This is a genomic window from Streptomyces achromogenes (genome assembly GCF_030816715.1).
GTDB lineage: Bacteria > Actinomycetota > Actinomycetes > Streptomycetales > Streptomycetaceae > Streptomyces > Streptomyces achromogenes_A.
The window spans coordinates 5,952,615-5,969,339 of the sequence record NZ_JAUSYH010000001.1 but is presented as its reverse complement, the minus strand read 5'-3'; the positions used below and the strand labels follow the sequence as shown (position 1 = coordinate 5,969,339).

General features: G+C 71.1%; 18 protein-coding genes. 7 read left to right on the top strand and 11 right to left on the bottom strand.

The features are described 5' to 3' along the window. The first annotated feature begins 36 nt into the window (after nucleotides 1–36). The gene (pyk, locus tag QF032_RS26975; protein ID WP_306949211.1) at nucleotides 37–1,467 is read left to right on the top strand and encodes a pyruvate kinase; all 1,431 of its coding nucleotides are present in this window, start codon (nucleotides 37–39) and stop codon (nucleotides 1,465–1,467) included. A 105-nt stretch (nucleotides 1,468–1,572) separates the two neighbouring features. Here the strand turns inward: pyk and QF032_RS26970 are convergent, their stop codons facing one another. The 4 genes from QF032_RS26970 to QF032_RS26955 all read right to left on the bottom strand — a co-directional run bounded on the left by QF032_RS26970 (nucleotide 1,573) and on the right by QF032_RS26955 (nucleotide 5,996). Next, the gene (locus QF032_RS26970) at nucleotides 1,573–2,991 is read right to left on the bottom strand and encodes a hypothetical protein (protein ID WP_307046027.1); all 1,419 of its coding nucleotides are present in this window, start codon (nucleotides 2,989–2,991) and stop codon (nucleotides 1,573–1,575) included. Next, nucleotides 2,981–3,625 (bottom strand): DUF6114 domain-containing protein, encoded by a 645-nt coding sequence (locus QF032_RS26965; protein ID WP_307046025.1) that lies wholly within the window; start codon nucleotides 3,623–3,625, stop codon nucleotides 2,981–2,983. Before QF032_RS26965 ends, QF032_RS26970 begins: the two co-directional genes overlap by 11 nt. A 118-nt stretch (nucleotides 3,626–3,743) precedes the next feature. After that, nucleotides 3,744–4,373 (bottom strand): DUF6230 family protein, encoded by a 630-nt coding sequence (locus QF032_RS26960; RefSeq protein ID WP_107441853.1) that lies wholly within the window; start codon nucleotides 4,371–4,373, stop codon nucleotides 3,744–3,746. Between the two features lie 645 nt (nucleotides 4,374–5,018). Continuing rightward, nucleotides 5,019–5,996, bottom strand: coding sequence for a tetratricopeptide repeat protein (locus QF032_RS26955; RefSeq protein ID WP_307046023.1), 978 nt, complete (start codon nucleotides 5,994–5,996; stop codon nucleotides 5,019–5,021). A 232-nt stretch (nucleotides 5,997–6,228) separates the two neighbouring features. Between QF032_RS26955 and QF032_RS26950 the strand changes: the two genes are divergently transcribed. Beyond that, nucleotides 6,229–6,861 (top strand): TetR/AcrR family transcriptional regulator, encoded by a 633-nt coding sequence (locus QF032_RS26950; protein ID WP_306949215.1) that lies wholly within the window; start codon nucleotides 6,229–6,231, stop codon nucleotides 6,859–6,861. A 120-nt stretch (nucleotides 6,862–6,981) separates the two neighbouring features. Here QF032_RS26950 and QF032_RS26945 read toward each other — a convergent pair whose 3' ends face one another. The 4 genes from QF032_RS26945 to QF032_RS26930 all read right to left on the bottom strand — a co-directional run bounded on the left by QF032_RS26945 (nucleotide 6,982) and on the right by QF032_RS26930 (nucleotide 11,075). Beyond that, complete coding sequence (locus QF032_RS26945) at nucleotides 6,982–8,682, bottom strand: acyl-CoA mutase large subunit family protein (protein WP_307057782.1); 1,701 nt, start codon at nucleotides 8,680–8,682, stop codon at nucleotides 6,982–6,984. A 176-nt stretch (nucleotides 8,683–8,858) separates the two neighbouring features. Next, complete coding sequence (locus QF032_RS26940) at nucleotides 8,859–9,197, bottom strand: DUF3817 domain-containing protein (RefSeq protein WP_307046019.1); 339 nt, start codon at nucleotides 9,195–9,197, stop codon at nucleotides 8,859–8,861. Nucleotides 9,198–9,297: 100 nt separating this feature from the next. Then, nucleotides 9,298–9,807 carry a MarR family winged helix-turn-helix transcriptional regulator gene (locus QF032_RS26935; RefSeq protein ID WP_306949218.1) on the bottom strand — a complete coding sequence of 170 codons (510 nt, stop codon included), beginning with the start codon at nucleotides 9,805–9,807 and terminating at the stop codon, nucleotides 9,298–9,300. An 11-nt stretch (nucleotides 9,808–9,818) separates the two neighbouring features. Continuing rightward, nucleotides 9,819–11,075: an MFS transporter gene (locus tag QF032_RS26930; RefSeq protein WP_307057778.1), complete on the bottom strand. Its 1,257-nt coding sequence runs from the start codon at nucleotides 11,073–11,075 to the stop codon at nucleotides 9,819–9,821. An 86-nt stretch (nucleotides 11,076–11,161) separates the two neighbouring features. Between QF032_RS26930 and QF032_RS26925 the strand changes: the two genes are divergently transcribed. After that, nucleotides 11,162–12,157: an ArsR/SmtB family transcription factor gene (locus tag QF032_RS26925; protein ID WP_306949220.1), complete on the top strand. Its 996-nt coding sequence runs from the start codon at nucleotides 11,162–11,164 to the stop codon at nucleotides 12,155–12,157. Here the strand turns inward: QF032_RS26925 and QF032_RS26920 are convergent. The 3 genes from QF032_RS26920 to QF032_RS26910 all read right to left on the bottom strand — a co-directional run bounded on the left by QF032_RS26920 (nucleotide 12,151) and on the right by QF032_RS26910 (nucleotide 13,893). Then, the gene (locus tag QF032_RS26920) at nucleotides 12,151–13,125 is read right to left on the bottom strand and encodes a matrixin family metalloprotease (protein ID WP_307057777.1); all 975 of its coding nucleotides are present in this window, start codon (nucleotides 13,123–13,125) and stop codon (nucleotides 12,151–12,153) included. The two genes, QF032_RS26925 and QF032_RS26920, sit on opposite strands and share 7 nt — an antisense overlap. A gap of 133 nt (nucleotides 13,126–13,258) precedes the next feature. Beyond that, nucleotides 13,259–13,552 carry an MTH1187 family thiamine-binding protein gene (locus QF032_RS26915; RefSeq protein WP_306949222.1) on the bottom strand — a complete coding sequence of 98 codons (294 nt, stop codon included), beginning with the start codon at nucleotides 13,550–13,552 and terminating at the stop codon, nucleotides 13,259–13,261. Beyond that, nucleotides 13,549–13,893, bottom strand: a complete 345-nt coding sequence (locus QF032_RS26910; RefSeq protein ID WP_307046015.1) for a DUF3817 domain-containing protein — start codon at nucleotides 13,891–13,893, stop codon at nucleotides 13,549–13,551. The genes QF032_RS26915 and QF032_RS26910 overlap by 4 nt, the downstream gene beginning before the upstream one ends. Nucleotides 13,894–14,059: 166 nt before the next feature. Between QF032_RS26910 and QF032_RS26905 the strand changes: the two genes are divergently transcribed. The 4 genes from QF032_RS26905 to QF032_RS26890 all read left to right on the top strand — a co-directional run bounded on the left by QF032_RS26905 (nucleotide 14,060) and on the right by QF032_RS26890 (nucleotide 16,722). Next, nucleotides 14,060–14,692, top strand: a complete 633-nt coding sequence (locus QF032_RS26905; RefSeq protein ID WP_057584720.1) for an AIM24 family protein — start codon at nucleotides 14,060–14,062, stop codon at nucleotides 14,690–14,692. A gap of 1 nt (nucleotide 14,693) precedes the next feature. Beyond that, a complete protein-coding gene (locus QF032_RS26900; RefSeq protein WP_307057775.1) occupies nucleotides 14,694–15,344 on the top strand; it encodes an AIM24 family protein in 651 nt (216 codons plus the stop codon). Nucleotides 15,345–15,346: 2 nt separating this feature from the next. Continuing rightward, nucleotides 15,347–16,153: an AIM24 family protein gene (locus QF032_RS26895; protein WP_307060385.1), complete on the top strand. Its 807-nt coding sequence runs from the start codon at nucleotides 15,347–15,349 to the stop codon at nucleotides 16,151–16,153. Between the two features lie 92 nt (nucleotides 16,154–16,245). Next, nucleotides 16,246–16,722, top strand: a complete 477-nt coding sequence (locus tag QF032_RS26890; protein ID WP_307046012.1) for a MarR family winged helix-turn-helix transcriptional regulator — start codon at nucleotides 16,246–16,248, stop codon at nucleotides 16,720–16,722. Nucleotides 16,723–16,725: the final 3 nt, after the last annotated feature.

Below are 16,725 nucleotides of genomic sequence, written 5' to 3'. Positions count from 1 at the left end.
ATATTCCGTTGCGAAACAAACCGATAGGATCGCCTCATGCGCCGTTCGAAAATCGTCTGTACTCTCGGCCCCGCGGTCGACTCCCACGAAATGCTCGTGTCGCTGATCGAGGCCGGCATGAACGTGGCCCGTTTCAACTTCAGCCACGGCTCCCACGCCGAGCACCAGGGCCGGTACGACCGTGTCCGTGCCGCCGCCAAGGAGACCGGCCGGGCCATCGGCGTCCTCGCCGACCTCCAGGGCCCCAAGATCCGCCTCGAGACCTTCGCCGAGGGCCCCGTCGAACTGGTGCGGGGTGACGAGTTCACCATCACCACCGACGACGTCCCCGGCGACAAGACGATCTGCGGCACGACCTACAAGGGCCTGCCCGGCGACGTCTCGCGCGGCGACCAGGTCCTCATCAACGACGGCAACGTCGAGCTCAAGGTCCTCGACGTCGAGGGCCCGCGGGTGCGGACCATCGTCATCGAGGGCGGGGTCATCTCCGACCACAAGGGCATCAACCTGCCCGGCACGGCCGTCAACGTGCCCGCGCTGAGCGAGAAGGACATCGACGACCTGCGGTTCGCGCTGCGCATGGGCGCGGACCTGGTCGCGCTGTCCTTCGTCCGGGACGCCAAGGACGTCGCCGACGTCCACCGGGTCATGGACGAGGAGGGCCGCAGGGTCCCCGTCATCGCCAAGGTGGAGAAGCCGCAGGCGGTGGAGAACATGGAGGACGTCGTGATGGCGTTCGACGGTGTGATGGTCGCCCGTGGCGACCTCGCCGTCGAGTACCCGCTGGAGCGGGTCCCCATGGTGCAGAAGCGCCTGATCGAGCTGTGCCGCCGCAACGCCAAGCCGGTGATCGTCGCGACCCAGATGATGGAGTCGATGATCACCAACTCCCGTCCGACCCGCGCCGAGGCCTCCGACGTGGCCAACGCGATCCTGGACGGCGCGGACGCGGTCATGCTGTCGGCCGAGTCGAGCGTGGGCGCGTACCCGATCGAGACCGTGAAGACGATGTCGAAGATCGTCACGGCGGCCGAGCAGGAGCTGCTCAGCAAGGGCCTGCAGCCGCTCGTGCCGGGCAAGAAGCCGCGCACGCAGGGCGGTTCGATCGCGCGCGCCGCGTGCGAGATCTCCGACTTCCTCGGCGGCCGGGGCCTGGTGGCGTTCACCCAGTCCGGCGACACCGCCCGCCGGCTCTCGCGCTACCGCGCGACCCAGCCGATCATCGCCTTCACCACCGACGAGGACACCCGCAACCAGCTGACGCTCAGCTGGGGCGTCGAGTCGCACATCGTGCCGTTCGTGAACACCACGGACGAGATGGTGGACATGGTCGACCAGCAGATCGCCAAGATCAACCGCTTCAACCCGGGCGACGTCGTGATCATCACCGCCGGCTCGCCCCCCGGCGTTCCCGGCACCACCAACATGCTCCGCGTCCACCACCTCGGCGGCGGCTCCCGCGACTGAGCCAGGGCGTGAAAGGCCCTGAAACGCGCCGAGGGCGCCTCCTGTGACACAGGGGGCGCCCTCGGGCGTCGTGCGGCTCCCGGACAAGCTCGCGGGGCGCTCGGCTCAGCCGGCGGTGGTGAACTGGTGCAGCCCGGGCACGGTCAGCGTGCCGCCGAACTGGCCGGCCTGCTGGACCTTCGCGTTGGTGAAGTAGATCAGCGGGATGTTCAGCGGCGGCGGGCTCTTCGGGCTGAACGTCACCGGTATCAGGCCGAACAGGTTCCCGGAGATGCTCTCCGTGTACATGATCGTGTCGCCGTCGCGGATGGTGGACGTCGTGCCCTTGCCGGCCTGCACGTGGTACGTCCTGCCGGACTGCTTGTCCTTCACCGTCTGGTGCAGGTCGCCGATGTCGGTGCCGCCGGAGATGACGTACTTCAGCACTTCCTTGACCGTGCCGTTGGCCGTCTTCACCTTCACGACGCCCTGGTAGTCGGCCCCCTTGAGCAGCAGCGAACTCGCGTTCAGGTACCAGGGGTCGTCGGGCAGCGCGACCTTGCCGTTGTCGATGCCGCCCTCGTCGTCGGTGGCGGCGGGGCAGTCCTCGGCGTCCGTCGTGGCGTCCTTGGAGGCGCTCGGCGAGGCCGTGGCGTCGGCGGCGGTCTCCTTGGCGTCCTTCGCCGTCTTCCCGGCCTTGTCGGCGGTGTCCTCGGCGGTGTCCTTCGCCTTGTCGGTGACGGCGTCGGCGGTGTCCTTGGACGTGCCCGAGGCGGTCTTCCCGGAGGAGGTCCTGCCGGACGACGAGTCCTTGCCGGACGAGCCCGAGCCGGAGGTGTCCGAGGAGCCGGAGCCCGACGCGGAGTCACCGGCCGGGGCGGAGGCCGAGGGCGAGGGGCTCGCACCGGTCGTCGCGTCGGAGTCCTTGCCGTCCTTGCCGTCGAACAGGCCCGTGATGGCGTCGCCGATGGTCTCCAGGACGTTCTTGTCCGTCTCGGTGTCCGTCGGGGTCGTCGTCGTGGTGTCGGCGGACGTCGCGGACTTCTCCGGAGCGGAGGACGCCGACGGGGAGGGCTTCGGCGCGTCGTCGGAACCTGAATCCGACGAAGCCGAGCCGCCCTTGCCGGAGTCGCCCGCCGTGCCCTTCGCGTCGTCCGAGCCGCCCTTGGAGCCGCTCGAGGAGTCGTCCTTGGAGTCGTCCTTCGCGTCGTCCTCGGAGCCGTCGGCGGACTCGCTCGCGGAGGCGGACGGCGAGGGCGAGGCCGACGCGGAGGCGTCCGTCCCCTCCAGGGCCGCCACACAGTCCTTGTACTCGTCGATCGTGAGGCTCTTGGACGCCGGCTGGTCCTCGGCGTTGGCGAGGGTGGGCGTGAAGCCCATCCCCATCAGCACCGCCGTCGGCATGGCCGCCAGGGCTATCGCCTTGCCGGCCGGCATGTGGAACCTGGTGAACAGCGGCTTCTTGGGTGCCGCGTGCCGCGGCCCGGTGCTTCTCACGCGGGCAGCGTCCACATCGCTCCCGGTGGAAACCTCGTCAGCCGGCACTGTGCCTCCCGTTCGCCCCGTTCGCCGGGCTCGTTCCTGACAGATCGTGCAGGTCGTGCAGGTCGTTCGGCTCGCCCGGGGCGTCGGCGTCCTTCGTGAAGGACGGCCTTCCGGTCCGGTCCGGGCCCGTGCTGTACGGGTTCTCGCTGAGGTCGCCCGCCTTCGCGGGACCCTCGGGGAACGCGCCCTCGGGGGCTCCTCCGACGTCCGTGGACGCCTCCGGGCCCGCAGCCGCGGGCGGCGTGCCGGGCGCCCACGACACGGCCATCGCCCCGCCGATCAGCGCGAAGAAGAAGCCGATGAGGAAGCCGCCGAGGTTGGACACCGGGATGGACACCAGGCCGAGCAGGATCGCCGCGACGCCCGCGAAGACCTGTACGTGCTTCTGGAACCACAGACTGATGCCCAGCACGCCCAGCAGGACGCCGATGATCAGCGACCCCGCGCCCGCCGTGGTCGCCATCGCCAGAGTCAGATGGCCCACCTGGAGGTGGGCGTAGGGGAAGTAGGCGATGGGGAAGCCGGCGAGAAGGACGAACAGGCCCGCCCAGAACGGCCTGGTGCCCCGCCAGGCGCGGAACTGCTCCCTCCGGCGGGTGAACTGACCGGGGGCGTCAGGGGTCTCGGCGCTCATGGAAAACAGCTCCCTGGTGCGGCTTTGCTGTGGTGGTGAGTCGTACGGCTGGTGAAGCCCCGGGCTTCAGACTGGACGGGCGGGGGCGCCACCGGCTCCCCCGCCCGTCAGAGAGTGCTTAGTAGCACTCCTTGACGCCCGACGACAGCGACATCTTCAGGCCGCTGAGCTTGAAGGTTCCGGCGGTGGTGGCCCACGCCGTCTGCTTCACGTCGGTCAGGGTGGCCTTCTCGGCGTCCTGACCGAAGCCGAACGGGTTGGCGGCGTCACCGCTCTTGATGCCGGGACCCTTGAGGTCCTTGCCGGCGACGCCGATCCGGATGTTCTCGAACGTCGCGTCGGCGCTGAGGTCCTCGACGTCGATGTAGAGGTTGTCGGCCTCGACCGGCTTGCCGCCGCCGCCCGCCTTCAGCGTCAGGCTCACCGAGCCGAGCAGCGGGATGTTCGGCGTGACCACGGACTGGCACATGTTCGTGATCTCGGCCTTGCTGAAGGACGAGACCGCGACCGCGTGAGCAGTCTTGCTGCCGTCGAGGTTGTACCCCGAGTCGATGGCTCCGTACTGCGCGAAGCCGGTACCGACGAGCTTGTCGGCGGTGACCTTGAACGACTGCCCCGAAACACTGAACGACGCGGCCAGTGCACCCTGCGCGAGGGCGACACCTATACACGCCGTAGCGGCGACGCTGGGCACCATGACCACAGCGAAGCGCTTCCATCTGGTCCCGCCACGCACCTGGGACTCCATATTTCCTCCTTCTCGGACGTACATCTCCTGGCTCCGGCTCGCCTCCGATGAGGACGAGTCAGCCGGCCAGGGATGGGAGAAGTGCTACGTCCTCGGGAAGGGGAGCGCCTGTTCCGGAGGCGCGAACCGCGCACCGATCACCGGCGATCACCCCCGAGCGACAACCACTGGTCGCGCCTGACACGCATCACGCACAACCTTGCCGGACAGGCTCCGCCTCGGCGAAGACCCCCCTGCCCGAGGGCCGACGTCACTGTCGTCGACCCTGCTCGGTGGGGACCCAGGAGAACCCGTTCGCCCAACCGGCTGTCGGGGTACGGGATTGGACCGAGCGTGGCCGATCGTGGTGCATTCTCGCCGCCCGCACAAGGGGGTTCGTTACTGGCTAGTAACGGCCGGATAACCGAACAACGACCCGCAGGTCTCGACCGGCGACGCAGGGTGTCCTTCATGCCCAGGACAAAACTGTTGAGCCCTGGACAGAAACCGACAGACCGGCGGCCTGGTCTTACTCCTAGTAACAGCGACCGCGTTTACCAAGATTTGGTAAAGCGCGGTCGCTGGGGAACCACTTCGACGGAATTTTCACTCCGACACCACCGGCCCCGACGTTTAGCGACTGGTCAGAACCGGGGCCCGGCGGGGTCAGAACAGCGCGCGCGCCAGCGCCCGCCGCGCCGCCGCCACTCGCGGGTCCTCGGGGCCGACCACGTCGAACAGTTCGAGCAGCCGCACCCGCGCGGCGTCCCGGTCGTCGCCGGCCGTGCGGCGCACGGTGTCGATGAGCCTGCCGAAGGCGTCCTCGACATGACCGCCCACCAGATCCAGGTCGGCCGCGGCGATCTGGGCCGTCACGTCCGTGGGACGCTCGGCCGCGTCCTTGCGCACCCGCTGCGGATCCATGTCGCCGACCCGCTGGAGCAACTCGGCCTGAGCGAGCCCGAGTTGGGCCTCAGGGTTACCGGGGTCGTCGGCGAGCACGTTCTTGTAGGCCTGCACGGCGCCGCCGAAGTCGCCCGCGTCCAGCGCGTGCACGGCGGCTTCGAGGAGCGCGTCGTACGGACCGACGGGCTCGGCCGGCGCCGCCTGGGCGTCGCCCGGCCCGGCGTCGGGGTCGACGGTCAGGCCGGTCAGCCCGAACCGCTGCTCGGCGACCTGCACCAACTGGTCGAGGGTCTGGCGGATCTGCGCCTCGCCGGCCGCGCCCTGGAAGAGCGGCAGCGCCTGCCCGGCGACGACGGCGAACACGGCCGGAATGCCCTGCACCCCGAACTGCTGCATCAGCATCTGGTTGGCGTCGACGTCGATCTTGGCGAGCAGGAAGCGGCCGTCGTACTCGAGGGCGAGTCGCTCCAGGACCGGGCTCAGCTGTTTGCAGGGCTGGCACCACTCGGCCCAGAAGTCGATGACGACGGGCACCTCGGCGGACCGCTGCAGGACCTCCTGCTCGAACCCCGCCTCGTCGACGTCGATCACGAGGTCGGCCGGGGAGACGGCTCCGGCGCCACCCCCCTGCCGGGCCGCTTCGGCGCGTGTCTGCTCCGCCTTGGCTTTGGCCTCTTGGGCCGCCTTCACCGCGGCGAGGTCGACGACTCCGCTCATGGACATGTTCCGTGGCTGCATGCGTCTATCCTCCCCCGTCCGCGCGCCTGCGTGAAAAGCGATCCGAATACTCCCGAACATCCCGGGCACAGGCGCTCGGGTCCCCACCCCGCGCCGTGTCCGGCTCGCGTACGTCCGTCGCGAGCTTTCGCTACGAGTCGTAGCGTAATGGCACCGGGTGCCCTCGCACCAAGTGCCTCCCAGTGATCTGCCTCACGGACGCAGCGGAAAAACCTGCGGTTATGGTCGGAGAATGCAGAGCCGCACGCCCGCCGTCCGCACGGGTCGTCCGCGCAGCGCCGCCGCGGACGCCGCGATCCTGGCCGCGACGCGTGCGGCGCTGGTCGAGCTGGGCTGGTCGAAGCTGACCCTGGGCGACGTGGCGACGCGCGCCGGCGTCGCCAAGACGACGCTCTACCGCCGCTGGGCCGGCAAGAACGAACTGGTCGTCGACGCGGTCGCGGAACTGTTCGCCGCGCTCGAACTCCCCGACCGCGGCAGCCTCGCCGCCGACATCGAGGGCGTGGTCCTGCGGTTCGCGGCGATCCTGGCGCAACCGGCGGCCAAGAGCGGCCTGATGGCGGTCGTCGCCGAGTCCACCCGCGACGACGCCCTGCGCGAGCGCATCCGTGCGTCCATCGTCGAGCCGCAGAAGGACCTGGTCCTGGAGGGCCGCGCCCGGGCCCAGGCGCGCGGCGAACTCCCCCCGGAGTCCGACCCGGCCGAGGCCGCGCGCACCGTCGACCTCATCTTCGACGTGGTGGCGGGCGCGGTGGTGCACCGCACCCTGGTCAGCGCGGAACCGGCGGACGAGGAGTGGGTGCACGGCTTCACCCGGGTCCTGCTGCTGGGCCTGTCGTCGGCCTCCGAGCAGCCCGGGACCTGACCGGAGCGCCCGCGCCTGCGCCTGGACACGGCCGGCGCACTCCGTCGTGCACCGGGGACGTGAAAAAGGGCGGGGGCCGGACCGTCAGCCGGTCCGGCCCCCGCCCCGGTGTCGCGGGGCTCAGAAGCCGGGCGGCTCCGTGTACACGCCCCACTCGTCCCGCAGCACGTCGCAGATCTCGCCCAGCGTGGCCTCGGCCCGCACGGCGTCCAGCATGGGACCGATCATGTTGGCCCCGTCACGCGCGGCCGTCAGCATCGCCGTGAGGGCGCTCCGCACGGCCTGGTCGTCCCGGGCCGCCCTGCGCGTCCCCAGGACGCGCACCTGCTCCCGCTCCACCTCGTGGCTGACCCGCAGGATCTCCAGGTCCCCGGTCACCGACCCGGTGTGCGCGTTGACGCCGACGACCCGCTTGTCCCCCTTCTCCAGGGCCTGCTGGTACCGGAACGCCGACTCCGCGATCTCCCCGGTGAACCAGCCGTCCTCGATCCCCCGCAGGATGCCGGAGGTGATGGGGCCGATCGGGTGCCGCCCGTCGGGGTGCGCCCGCAGCCCGCGCTCCCTGATCTGCTCGAAGATCTTCTCGGCGTCGGCCTCGATCCGGTCCGTCAGCTGCTCGACGAACCACGAACCGCCCAGCGGGTCGGCCACGTTGGCGACGCCGGTCTCCTCCATGAGCACCTGCTGGGTGCGCAGCGCGATCTCGGCCGCCTGCTCGCTCGGCAGCGCGAGAGTCTCGTCGAGGGCGTTGGTGTGCAGCGAGTTGGTGCCGCCGAGCACCGCCGCGAGCGCCTCGACGGCCGTGCGCACCACGTTGTTGTACGGCTGCTGGGCGGTCAGCGAGACCCCTGCGGTCTGGGTGTGGAAGCGCAGCCACTGGGCCTTGTCGGTCCTGGCCCCGTAGACGTCCCGCATCCAGCGCGCCCAGATCCTGCGCGCCGCGCGGAACTTGGCGATCTCCTCGAAGAAGTCGAGGTGCGCGTCGAAGAAGAAGGACAGCCCGGGCGCGAACACGTCGACGTCCAACCCGCGGCTGAGACCGAGCTCCACGTACCCGAAGCCGTCCGCCAGCGTGTAGGCGAGCTCCTGCGCGGCCGTCGCGCCGGCCTCGCGGATGTGGTAGCCGGAGACGGACAGCGGCTTGTAGGCGGGGATGCCGGCCGCGCAGTACTCCATCAGGTCGCCGATGAGGCGCAGGTGCGGCTCGGGCGGGAAGAGCCACTCCTTCTGGGCGATGTACTCCTTGAAGATGTCCGTCTGGAGCGTGCCGTTGAGGACGCCGGGGTCGACGCCCTGGCGCTCGGCGGCGACCAGGTACATGCAGAAGACGGGCACGGCGGGCCCGCTGATCGTCATGGACGTGGTGACCTCGCCCAGCGGGATGTCCTTGAACAGGACCTCCATGTCGGCGGCCGAGTCGATGGCGACGCCGCAGTGGCCGACCTCGCCCAGCGAGCGCCGGTCGTCGGAGTCGCGGCCCATGAGGGTCGGCATGTCGAAGGCTACGGAGAGACCGCCTCCGCCGTTGGCCAGGATCATCTTGTAGCGCTCGTTGGTCTGCTCGGCGTTGCCGAACCCGGCGAACTGCCGGATGGTCCACGTGCGCCCGCGGTAGCCCGTCGGATACAGACCGCGGGTGAAGGGGTACTCCCCCGGCCAGCCGATCCGCTCGAAGCCGTCGTAGGTGTCACCGGCCCGCGGCCCGTACACCGGCTCCACGGGGTCTCCCGAGAGCGTGGTGAAGTCGGCCTCACGCTTGCGCGAAGCGTCGTACCGGGCCTGCCAGCGACGGCGGCCCTCCTCGATGACGTCAGCGTCCATGCTCCGAATTTACTAGGACGTCCAAGTAAATGTCGACAGCTGCAGGCGGGGACGTCCGGGCGACGGATGATCCCGGGCGGCTCGGCCTGCCGCGCACGCCTCGCCGTGCCCGCGCGCACGGCGGAGAGCCGCACGACGGGAGAGCCGTGCGACGGCGGGGCCGCACGGCGGGAGAGCTAAGCCTTGATGACCGCCGCGTCCTCGACCGCGGCCGTCGGGACCAGCTCGCGGCTGATCCTGCGCTCCACGAAGAAGGCGGCCGTCGGGACGGTCCCGGCCAGCAGCACCCACAGCAGCTTGCCGACCGGCCACTTGGCCTTGGAGCCCAGATCGAAGGCGAAGACGAGGTAGAGGACGTAGAGCCAGCCGTGCGCGAATCCGACGACGCGGGTGAAGTCCGCGGCCCCCTCGACGTCCAGGATGTACTTGGCGATGACGCCCAGGCACAGCAGGACCAGCAGCACACCGGTGACATAGGCCAGGACGCGGTAGCGGGTCAGCACGCTCTTCTTCATGCCGACGAGCGTAACGACCCGTTCCGGGAGATCTTGCCCCGGGTCGGCGCTCCGGGCGCGTCCGGTCCGCTCCCGGCCGCAGGCGTCGCCGGGGGCCGGTTCAGTCCTCCGTGAAGTCGTGCGCGGCGACCCGCAGGGGCCGCAGCATCGCGAAGATCTCCCCGCACTCCTCCGCGTCGTACACCCCGAGCCCGAAGTCCATGGCCATCAGGTCGCGGGTGGCCGCCTCGACGACCTCGCGGCCCTTGTCGGTGATCACGGCGAGCGTGCCGCGGCCGTCGTTGGGGTTGGGGCGCTTGTCCACCAGACCCGACCTCACCAGCCGGTCCACGGTGTTCGTCACCGAGGTGGGGTGCACCTGGAGCCGCTCGCCGATCTTCGACATGGTCAGCTCGCCCTCCTTGGAGAAGGTGAGCAGCACCAGCGCCTCGTACCGCGCGAACGTCAGGCCGTAGGGCTTGACCACGGCGTCCACCTCGGCGAGCAGGATCTGGTGCGCGCGCATGATCGAGGTGATGGCGGCCATGGACGGCACGTTCCCCCAGCGCTGCTTCCAGAGCTCGTCGGCGCGGGCGATGGGATCGAAGGCGAGACTGAGCGGTTTCGGCACGCTTCCAGACCTTACCGGCCGGTCACATCGTGGTCAGCCCCGTCTCGCGTTTCGGTCGCGCGGACCTCCCGGGCCGTGAGGACGCACGCCAGCGCCCCCAGCGCGCCCGCCCCCGTGACGGTCCACGCGACCCCCGCCGCCTCGGCGGCGACCCCCGCCAGCGCCATGCCGACGCCCTGACCGGTCATCAGCCCGGCGGTGAGCAGCGTCATGGCCCGCCCGCGCAGCTCCTGCGGCACGTCCCGGACGATCCACTGGTCGAGTCCGAGGGTGTACGCCGACCCGGCCCCGGCGACGACCAGCAGGAGCAGCGAGACGACGAGGCCGGGGTGGAAGGCGTAGCCGAGGTAGGGCAGCAGGGTGACGCAGACGAGCGGGAGGGCGATCCGTTCGCGGGCGGCGGGGCGCAGCCGGGCCCCGGCGTACAGCTCGCCGGCGACCGTGCCTACCGGCAGCGCGCACATCAGCAGGCCGAGGCCCACGGAGCCGGCGCCGAGGTCGGCGGCGTACGGCGCGGACAGCGCCTCGGGGGCGACGGCGAAGGTCGGCGGCACCCAGAAGAGCAGCAGCAGCGCCCGGGTGCGCCGGTCGGCGAGGACCTGCCCGGCGCCTTTGAGGGAGTCGGCGACCAGCGCCCCGCCGGTCCGCGCCCGGGCCGGACGGCTGCGGGTGCCCAGGCGCAGCAGCGCGGCGGAGGCGAGGAAGGTGGCGACGGTGAGGAGGAGGGCCTGGCGCGGGGAGGCGACCGTGAGCAGCACGCCGCCGAGCCCGAAGCCGGCGAGCAGGGCGCTCTGCGCGGTGATGCGCAGCAGGGAGCGGCCGAGGACGAACAGGTCGCCGTCGCCGAGGATGTCCGCGAGGGTCGCCATGCGGGTGCCGGCGAAGACCGGCGAGACCACGGCGAGGCAGCAGCGCAGGGCGAGCAGGACGGCGAGGTGCGCGCCCGGCGCCGTCATGGGGATCACGCAGACCGCGCACGCCAGGTCGCAGCCGACGAGGACGCGCCGGGCCGGGAAGCGGTCGGCGACGCCGGCGAGCAGGGTGCCGCCGACGACGTAGGGCAGGAAGCCGAGGGCCCAGGCCAGGGCGCTCAGCAGAGGTGAACCCGTCAGGTCGTAGACCAGGACGGAGAGTGCGATCTCGGCGACGATGACGCCGAGCATGGACAGCAGGTGGGCGGCGAAGACGGCCCGGAACTCGCGGACGGCGAAGACCCGGAGGTATCCGTTGGGCGGGGCCTCGGCGGCGGCCGTCGTGACGTCTGACATGCGGGGCAGCGTGCTGGGGTGCGGGCGCCCGTCCTAGAGTTTCGGCCTGGGCCGAATGTTCGCCGGGCGGGTGGAAGGAGGGGCGCGTGTCCTCGCGTCTGCACTTCGGGGAGGAGGACTTCCTGCGCTGCCGGTTCGCGGTGTCCCCGCTGTGGGAGACGCAGGAGGCCGCGCGCACGCTGAAGCGGCCCGACCGGCACGGCTACCACACGCCCTGGCTGCGCCGGATCCGTACGGCCGCCGGATCCCTCGACCTGACCGGTCTGTGGCTGGTCATGCCGCGCCGGGGCCACTCCCCCGACTGGCTGTGCCCGCCGCCGCTGGGGCCCGCGGCCGGGTTCGAGGAGGAGATCGCGGCCGTCCGGGCCGCGGACCCGCGAGCCGCCCGCGAGGACACCGCCCGCTCGCTGGCGGACACCCCCGGCGCACTGGACTCGCCGCGGGGGCGGGCCTGGCTGGCGGATCCGGAACGGATGATCCGGGAGCTCGCCGACGTGCTGGAGGAGATCTGGCGCACCCTGCTCGCGCCGGACTGGCCCCGGCTGCGCGCCCTGCTGGAGGCGGACGTCGTCTTCCACTCGCGCCGGCTGGCCGAGGTGGGCCTGGGCGGGCTGCTGCCGGAGATCAACCGGCGGTGCGGCTGGCGGGCCGGCACGCTGACGGTCGCCTCGAACGGCGAACACGAGCGGCATCTCGGCGGCCAGGGGCTGGTGCTGATGCCGAGCGTGTTCTCGTGGCCGGACGTGGTGAGCGGCTTCGACCCGCCCTGGCAGCCCACGCTGGTCTACCCGGCGCGGGGCATCGCGGGGCTGTGGAGCGACCCCGCCGACCGCGCGCAGCGCCTCCCCGACGCGCTCGTACGGCTGCTCGGCCGGGGGCGGGCCGCCGTGCTCGGCGCGCTCGACGAACCGGCGAGCACGTCGGCCCTGGCGCACCGCCTCGGTCTGGCCCCGTCGTCGGTCTCCGCGCACCTGGGGGTGTTGCGCGAGGCCGGGCTGCTGGTGTCCCGCCGCTACGGCCACCAGGTGCTCTACGAGCGGACGCCACTGGGCATCGCGCTGGTGTCGGGCGACGCTCAGTAGAGGGTGCGCAGGCCGAGGACGTCTCCCTTGCCCAGGGTGCGGGCGCTCGTGGAGCAGGCGAACGAGCTCGCGAACATGGTGAGGTTCTCGTGTCCGGCGCCGGAGTGGGCGAGGCCGAAGACGTGCCCGGCCTCGTGCGTGGCGACGCTGCGCAGGTCGTACGCGGCGGTGCAGGCGCCGGACGGGTCGTCGGTGAACGCGTGGTCGTGGGTGTTGAAGCGGACGTCGGCCTCGAGCAGTTCCTCGGGTCCCCCGCCGGGCGCCGGGCGGCTCCAGGAGCAGGTGGTGGCGACGGCGTCGCCGCCGAGGTCGCCCGCGTCCCAGACGCTCAGGCCGTCGGGGCGCATGCAGCGGGTCTCCCGGTCGATGTCGGCCTTGCCGGAGGTGGTCGACAGATAGCGGGCCTTCGCGGCGACCCGGTCGTCGAGACCGCAGTCGTTGCGGCTGGCGGTGATGGTGGCGACGGCCTCCTCGAAGGCCCGGCGGGCCCCGGCGCGGGAGATCCCGCCCGGCCAGTGGCCGTCGCCGAGGAACCACTCGTACGTGCCGTACGCCTTGCGGCCCGCGGTGGCGTAGGCGGAGTCGGCGCAGGGGGCGGGGGCGTCGGCGCGGCTGCCCCGGACGGCCTCGGTGTGGGCCTCGTAGGCGTAGGAGACCGTGCCGTCGGCGGCGACCGTCAGGGTGAAGCCGTGCGCCGACCCGTCCGCGGTGAGGGAGTCGACGCTGACCGTCGTGCCGGGCTCCGGCACGGCCAGGCCCGCGCCGTCGTGGGTGACCACGCGCCCGACCACGGGGCAGTCGCGCACGGAGGAGCCGGTGGGCAGGTCCTCGACGGTGAGCTCGCCCCGGGCGAGCGAACAGGCGGGCGTCCGGGGCGCCTGGCCCACGCAGACCGCCGCCAGCGTCGCCGCCAGGAGGAACGCCGTGATCGCCCTGCCGGAACGGTCCGGCCCGCGCCGCCCTGCCACCGCACACTCCCCTCGGCGCCGCGCCGACGCGCGGAACATGATCGACCCGGGAGACATTAGTCATGCGGCGCGGGCCGGACCCCCGTCGATCCGCACCCGTTCGGGGGACTGACCGGACGGGCGTCCGGGACGGTCACGGCGCGAGGTGCCGCTCCACGGTCGCCACCTTCGAGGTGAGGCCGTCCGTCACACCGGGGCGGATGTCCGCCTTCAGGACGAGGGAGACGCGCGGGGCGCGGGCCTCGACGGCGGCGACGGCCCGCCGGACGACGTCCATCACCTCGTCCCACTCGCCCTCGACCGAGGTGAACATGGCGTCGGTGCGGTTCGGCAGGCCGGAGTCGCGGACCACCCGAACGGCGTCGGCGACGTACTCGCCGACGTCCTCGCCGACACCCAGGGGAGTGACGGAGAAGGCGACGATCACGCGTTCACCACGCCTTCCTTGCGGGCGCGGGAGGCGATGACCGCGTCCTGCGACTCTCGGCGCAGCCGGCGCTCGGCGAAGAAACCGCCGGTCGGCAGGACCGCGAGGACGAAGTACAGGGCCGCGGTCTTCAGGGGCCACTTCGTGCGGTTCCAGGCGTCCGCCCAGAAGAGCAGGTACAGGAGGAAGAACCCGGCGTGGACCCAGCCCATCACGGGCACGGCGTCGAAGTCGGTGGTCCGCTTCAGCACCGAGCAGACCAGCAGCAGGAGGAACGACACGGCCTCCGGGGCGGAGACCAGGCGCAGGCGGCGGAGGGCGGAGGCGGTCTTCAGGTCCACGGGTCACCTTCGGGTGGGGTACGGCGAGGGGCAGGAGATTGTGAATGCACGCACAAGCGTTCGTCCATTGTGGCAAACGCTCCCCCTAAGGGTGCGTTCAGGGTCTTGCTCCACCTCCGGGTGCTGTTCGGCGCACCCGTCCGGCCGATACCTTCGCCCCGTGGCGATGTTTCGACTCCAAGGCAGCAAGGTGCTCGCCGTCGACATGACCGGGGACGCCGTGAAGGCGAAGAACGGCTCGATGGTCGCGTACGACGGGCAGATGGCCTTCAAGAAGCTCAGCGGCGGCGGTGAGGGCATCCGGGGCATGGTGACCCGGCGGCTCACCGGCGAGCAGATGACCGTGATGGAGGTGAGGGGGCAGGGCACCTGCTGGTTCGCCGACCGGGCCAGTGAGATCAACCTCGTGCAGCTCCGGGGCGACAAGCTGTTCGTCGAGTCGAGCAACCTGCTCGCGACCGACGCCGGCCTGCGCACGGGCACCAGCTTCACGGGGGTGCGCGGCGCGACCCAGGGCAACGGGCTGTTCACGACGACCGTCGAGGGCACCGGCCAGGCGGCGATCACCTCGGACGGGCCGGCCGTGGTGCTGCGCGTCAGCCCGCAGTACCCGCTCACCGTCGACCCCGGCGCCTATGTCGCGCACCAGGGCAACGTCCGGCAGTCCTTCCAGTCGGGGGTGACGTTCCGCACGTTCCTGGGCGAGGGCGGCGGCGAGGCCTTCCAGATCCGCTTCGAGGGGGACGGCCTGGTGTACGTCCAGCCGAGCGAGCGCAACACGATCGCGGGGGACGTGTGAGATGACCTTCCGTGAGATCAACTCCAAGATGATCGAGGCGACCGTCGTCCCCGGCGCCCGGCTGTTCAGCCAGCGCGGGGCCATGCTGGCCTACCGCGGCGAGGTGTCCTTCACCCCCAACGTCCAGGGCGGGCAGGGCGGGGTGATGTCCATGATCGGGCGGCGGCTCGCCAATGAGGACACGCCGCTGATGACCGTCGAGGGCAGCGGCACGGTCCTCTTCGGGCACGGCGGGCACCATGTCCAGGTCATCCGGCTCAGCGGCGACACGCTGTGCGTCGAGGCGGACCGCCTGCTCGCCTTCGAGGGCACCCTCCAGCAGGGCACGATGTTCCTCGGCTCGCAGGGCGGCGTCATGGGCATGGTCCGCGGCCAGATCAGCGGACAGGGGCTGTTCACCACCACCCTCAAGGGCCACGGGGCGGTCGCCGTGATGGCCCACGGCGGGGTGTTCGAGGTCCCGATCACCCCGCAGCGCCCGGTGCACGTCGACCCCCAGGCCTACGTCGCCCACCACGGCGACGTCCGCAACAAGTTGTCGACGGCGCTCGGCTGGCGGGACATGGTGGGCCGCGGTTCCGGCGAGGGCTTCCAGCTCGAGCTGAGCGGCAGCGGTGCGGTGTTCGTCCAGGCGTCGGAGGAGAGGCTGTGAGCATGTACGGGGCTCCGGGCGGCGGCCCGACGGTGCACGACCCCATGACCCTGCCGGTCGACGACAACGTGAACAGCTACACCTTCTGCGTGGAGCTCAAGGGGAGCCAGTGGTTCCTGCAGAAGGGGAAGATGATCGCCTACTACGGGTCGATCGACTTCAACGGCGTCGGACACGGCCGGCTGGACCGCCTGGTGCGCACTTCCTTCCATTCGCCTCTGCACGCGAGCGACTGGGTCGTGGCGGAGGGCTCGGGCAAGATGCTCCTCGCCGACCGGGCCTTCGATGTGAACTCGTACGACCTCGAAGAGGGCAACCTGACCATTCGCTCGAGCAATCTGCTCGCTTTTCAGCCAAGTCTGTCGCTCAAGCAGTCGATCGTGCCGGGATTTCTCACCCTCATCGGAACGGGAAAGTTCGTGGCCGCATCCAACGGTCCGGTGGTGTTCATGGAACCTCCGCTCCGGGTGGACCCCCAGGCCCTCGTCGGCTGGGCCGACTGCCCCTCCCCGTGCCATCACTACGACCACGGGTACATGACCGGCGTCATGGGCGGTCTACGTGCGCTGACGGGCCTGGGCGGCGCCTCCGGGGAGGAGCACCAGTTCGAGTTCGTGGGCGCCGGGACGGTGCTGCTTCAATCGACCGAGACCCTGATGGCCGAGCAGGCCACGGGGGCGGTTCCGCACGAGCCCGGAGTGCCCGGCGCGGGCGGCGTCCCAGGTGGACACGGGGGCCACGGCGCGCCGTCAGGCGCACCGCGCCTTCCCGGACAGCTGGGGGACCTCCAGCGTCGCTTCGGGCTGTGAGCGGTAGTCTGCGGAGTGTGACATCGAACGCGTGCGCACCGTCACGCCGCCCGTACTAGTTCGCCTTTCAACATTTTAGGTAGACTTCATCTATGGAGACCGAAACGGCCACGCGCTGGCTGGCCCAAGCGGAGCAGTGCGCCTGGCGCACCCATCTGGAGGTCAACAGGCTGTTGACGTACCAGCTCGAGAAGGATCTCCAGCCGTTCGGACTGACCATGAACGACTACGAGATCCTGGTGAACCTCTCCGAGTCGGAGGGCGTCCGGATGCGCATGAGCGACCTCGCCTCCGCCACCCTCCAGTCCAAGAGCCGGCTCTCGCACCAGATCACCCGGATGGAGAACGCCGATCTGGTGCGCCGGGAGAACTGCGAGTCCGACCGCCGCGGTCTGTACGCGGTCCTGACCGACCACGGCATGGAGACCATGCAGAAGGTCGCGCCGCACCATGTGGACTCCGTGCGGCGACACTTCATCGACCTCCTGTCCCCCGAGGCCCTGGCGGAACTCTCCAAGGCCCTGAAGCCCGTCGCGGAACACCTCCGCGGGTGCCGGGGGCGGCCGTAGCAC

Excerpts from the sequence above, each read along its gene's own strand:
- QF032_RS26955 (WP_307046023.1), bottom strand. The coding sequence starts at position 5,996 with ATGCAGCCACGGAACATGTCCATGAGCGGAGTCGTCGACCTCGCCGCG.
- QF032_RS26960 (WP_107441853.1), bottom strand. The coding sequence starts at position 4,373 with ATGGAGTCCCAGGTGCGTGGCGGGACCAGATGGAAGCGCTTCGCTGTG.
- QF032_RS26930 (WP_307057778.1), bottom strand. The coding sequence starts at position 11,075 with ATGTCAGACGTCACGACGGCCGCCGCCGAGGCCCCGCCCAACGGATAC.
- pyk (WP_306949211.1), top strand. The coding sequence starts at position 37 with ATGCGCCGTTCGAAAATCGTCTGTACTCTCGGCCCCGCGGTCGACTCC.
- QF032_RS26905 (WP_057584720.1), top strand. The coding sequence starts at position 14,060 with ATGTTTCGACTCCAAGGCAGCAAGGTGCTCGCCGTCGACATGACCGGG.
- QF032_RS26950 (WP_306949215.1), top strand. The coding sequence starts at position 6,229 with ATGCAGAGCCGCACGCCCGCCGTCCGCACGGGTCGTCCGCGCAGCGCC.
- QF032_RS26965 (WP_307046025.1), bottom strand. The coding sequence starts at position 3,625 with ATGAGCGCCGAGACCCCTGACGCCCCCGGTCAGTTCACCCGCCGGAGG.
- QF032_RS26940 (WP_307046019.1), bottom strand. The coding sequence starts at position 9,197 with ATGAAGAAGAGCGTGCTGACCCGCTACCGCGTCCTGGCCTATGTCACC.
- QF032_RS26945 (WP_307057782.1), bottom strand. The coding sequence starts at position 8,682 with ATGGACGCTGACGTCATCGAGGAGGGCCGCCGTCGCTGGCAGGCCCGG.
- QF032_RS26900 (WP_307057775.1), top strand. The coding sequence starts at position 14,694 with ATGACCTTCCGTGAGATCAACTCCAAGATGATCGAGGCGACCGTCGTC.
- QF032_RS26895 (WP_307060385.1), top strand. The coding sequence starts at position 15,347 with ATGTACGGGGCTCCGGGCGGCGGCCCGACGGTGCACGACCCCATGACC.
- QF032_RS26890 (WP_307046012.1), top strand. The coding sequence starts at position 16,246 with ATGGAGACCGAAACGGCCACGCGCTGGCTGGCCCAAGCGGAGCAGTGC.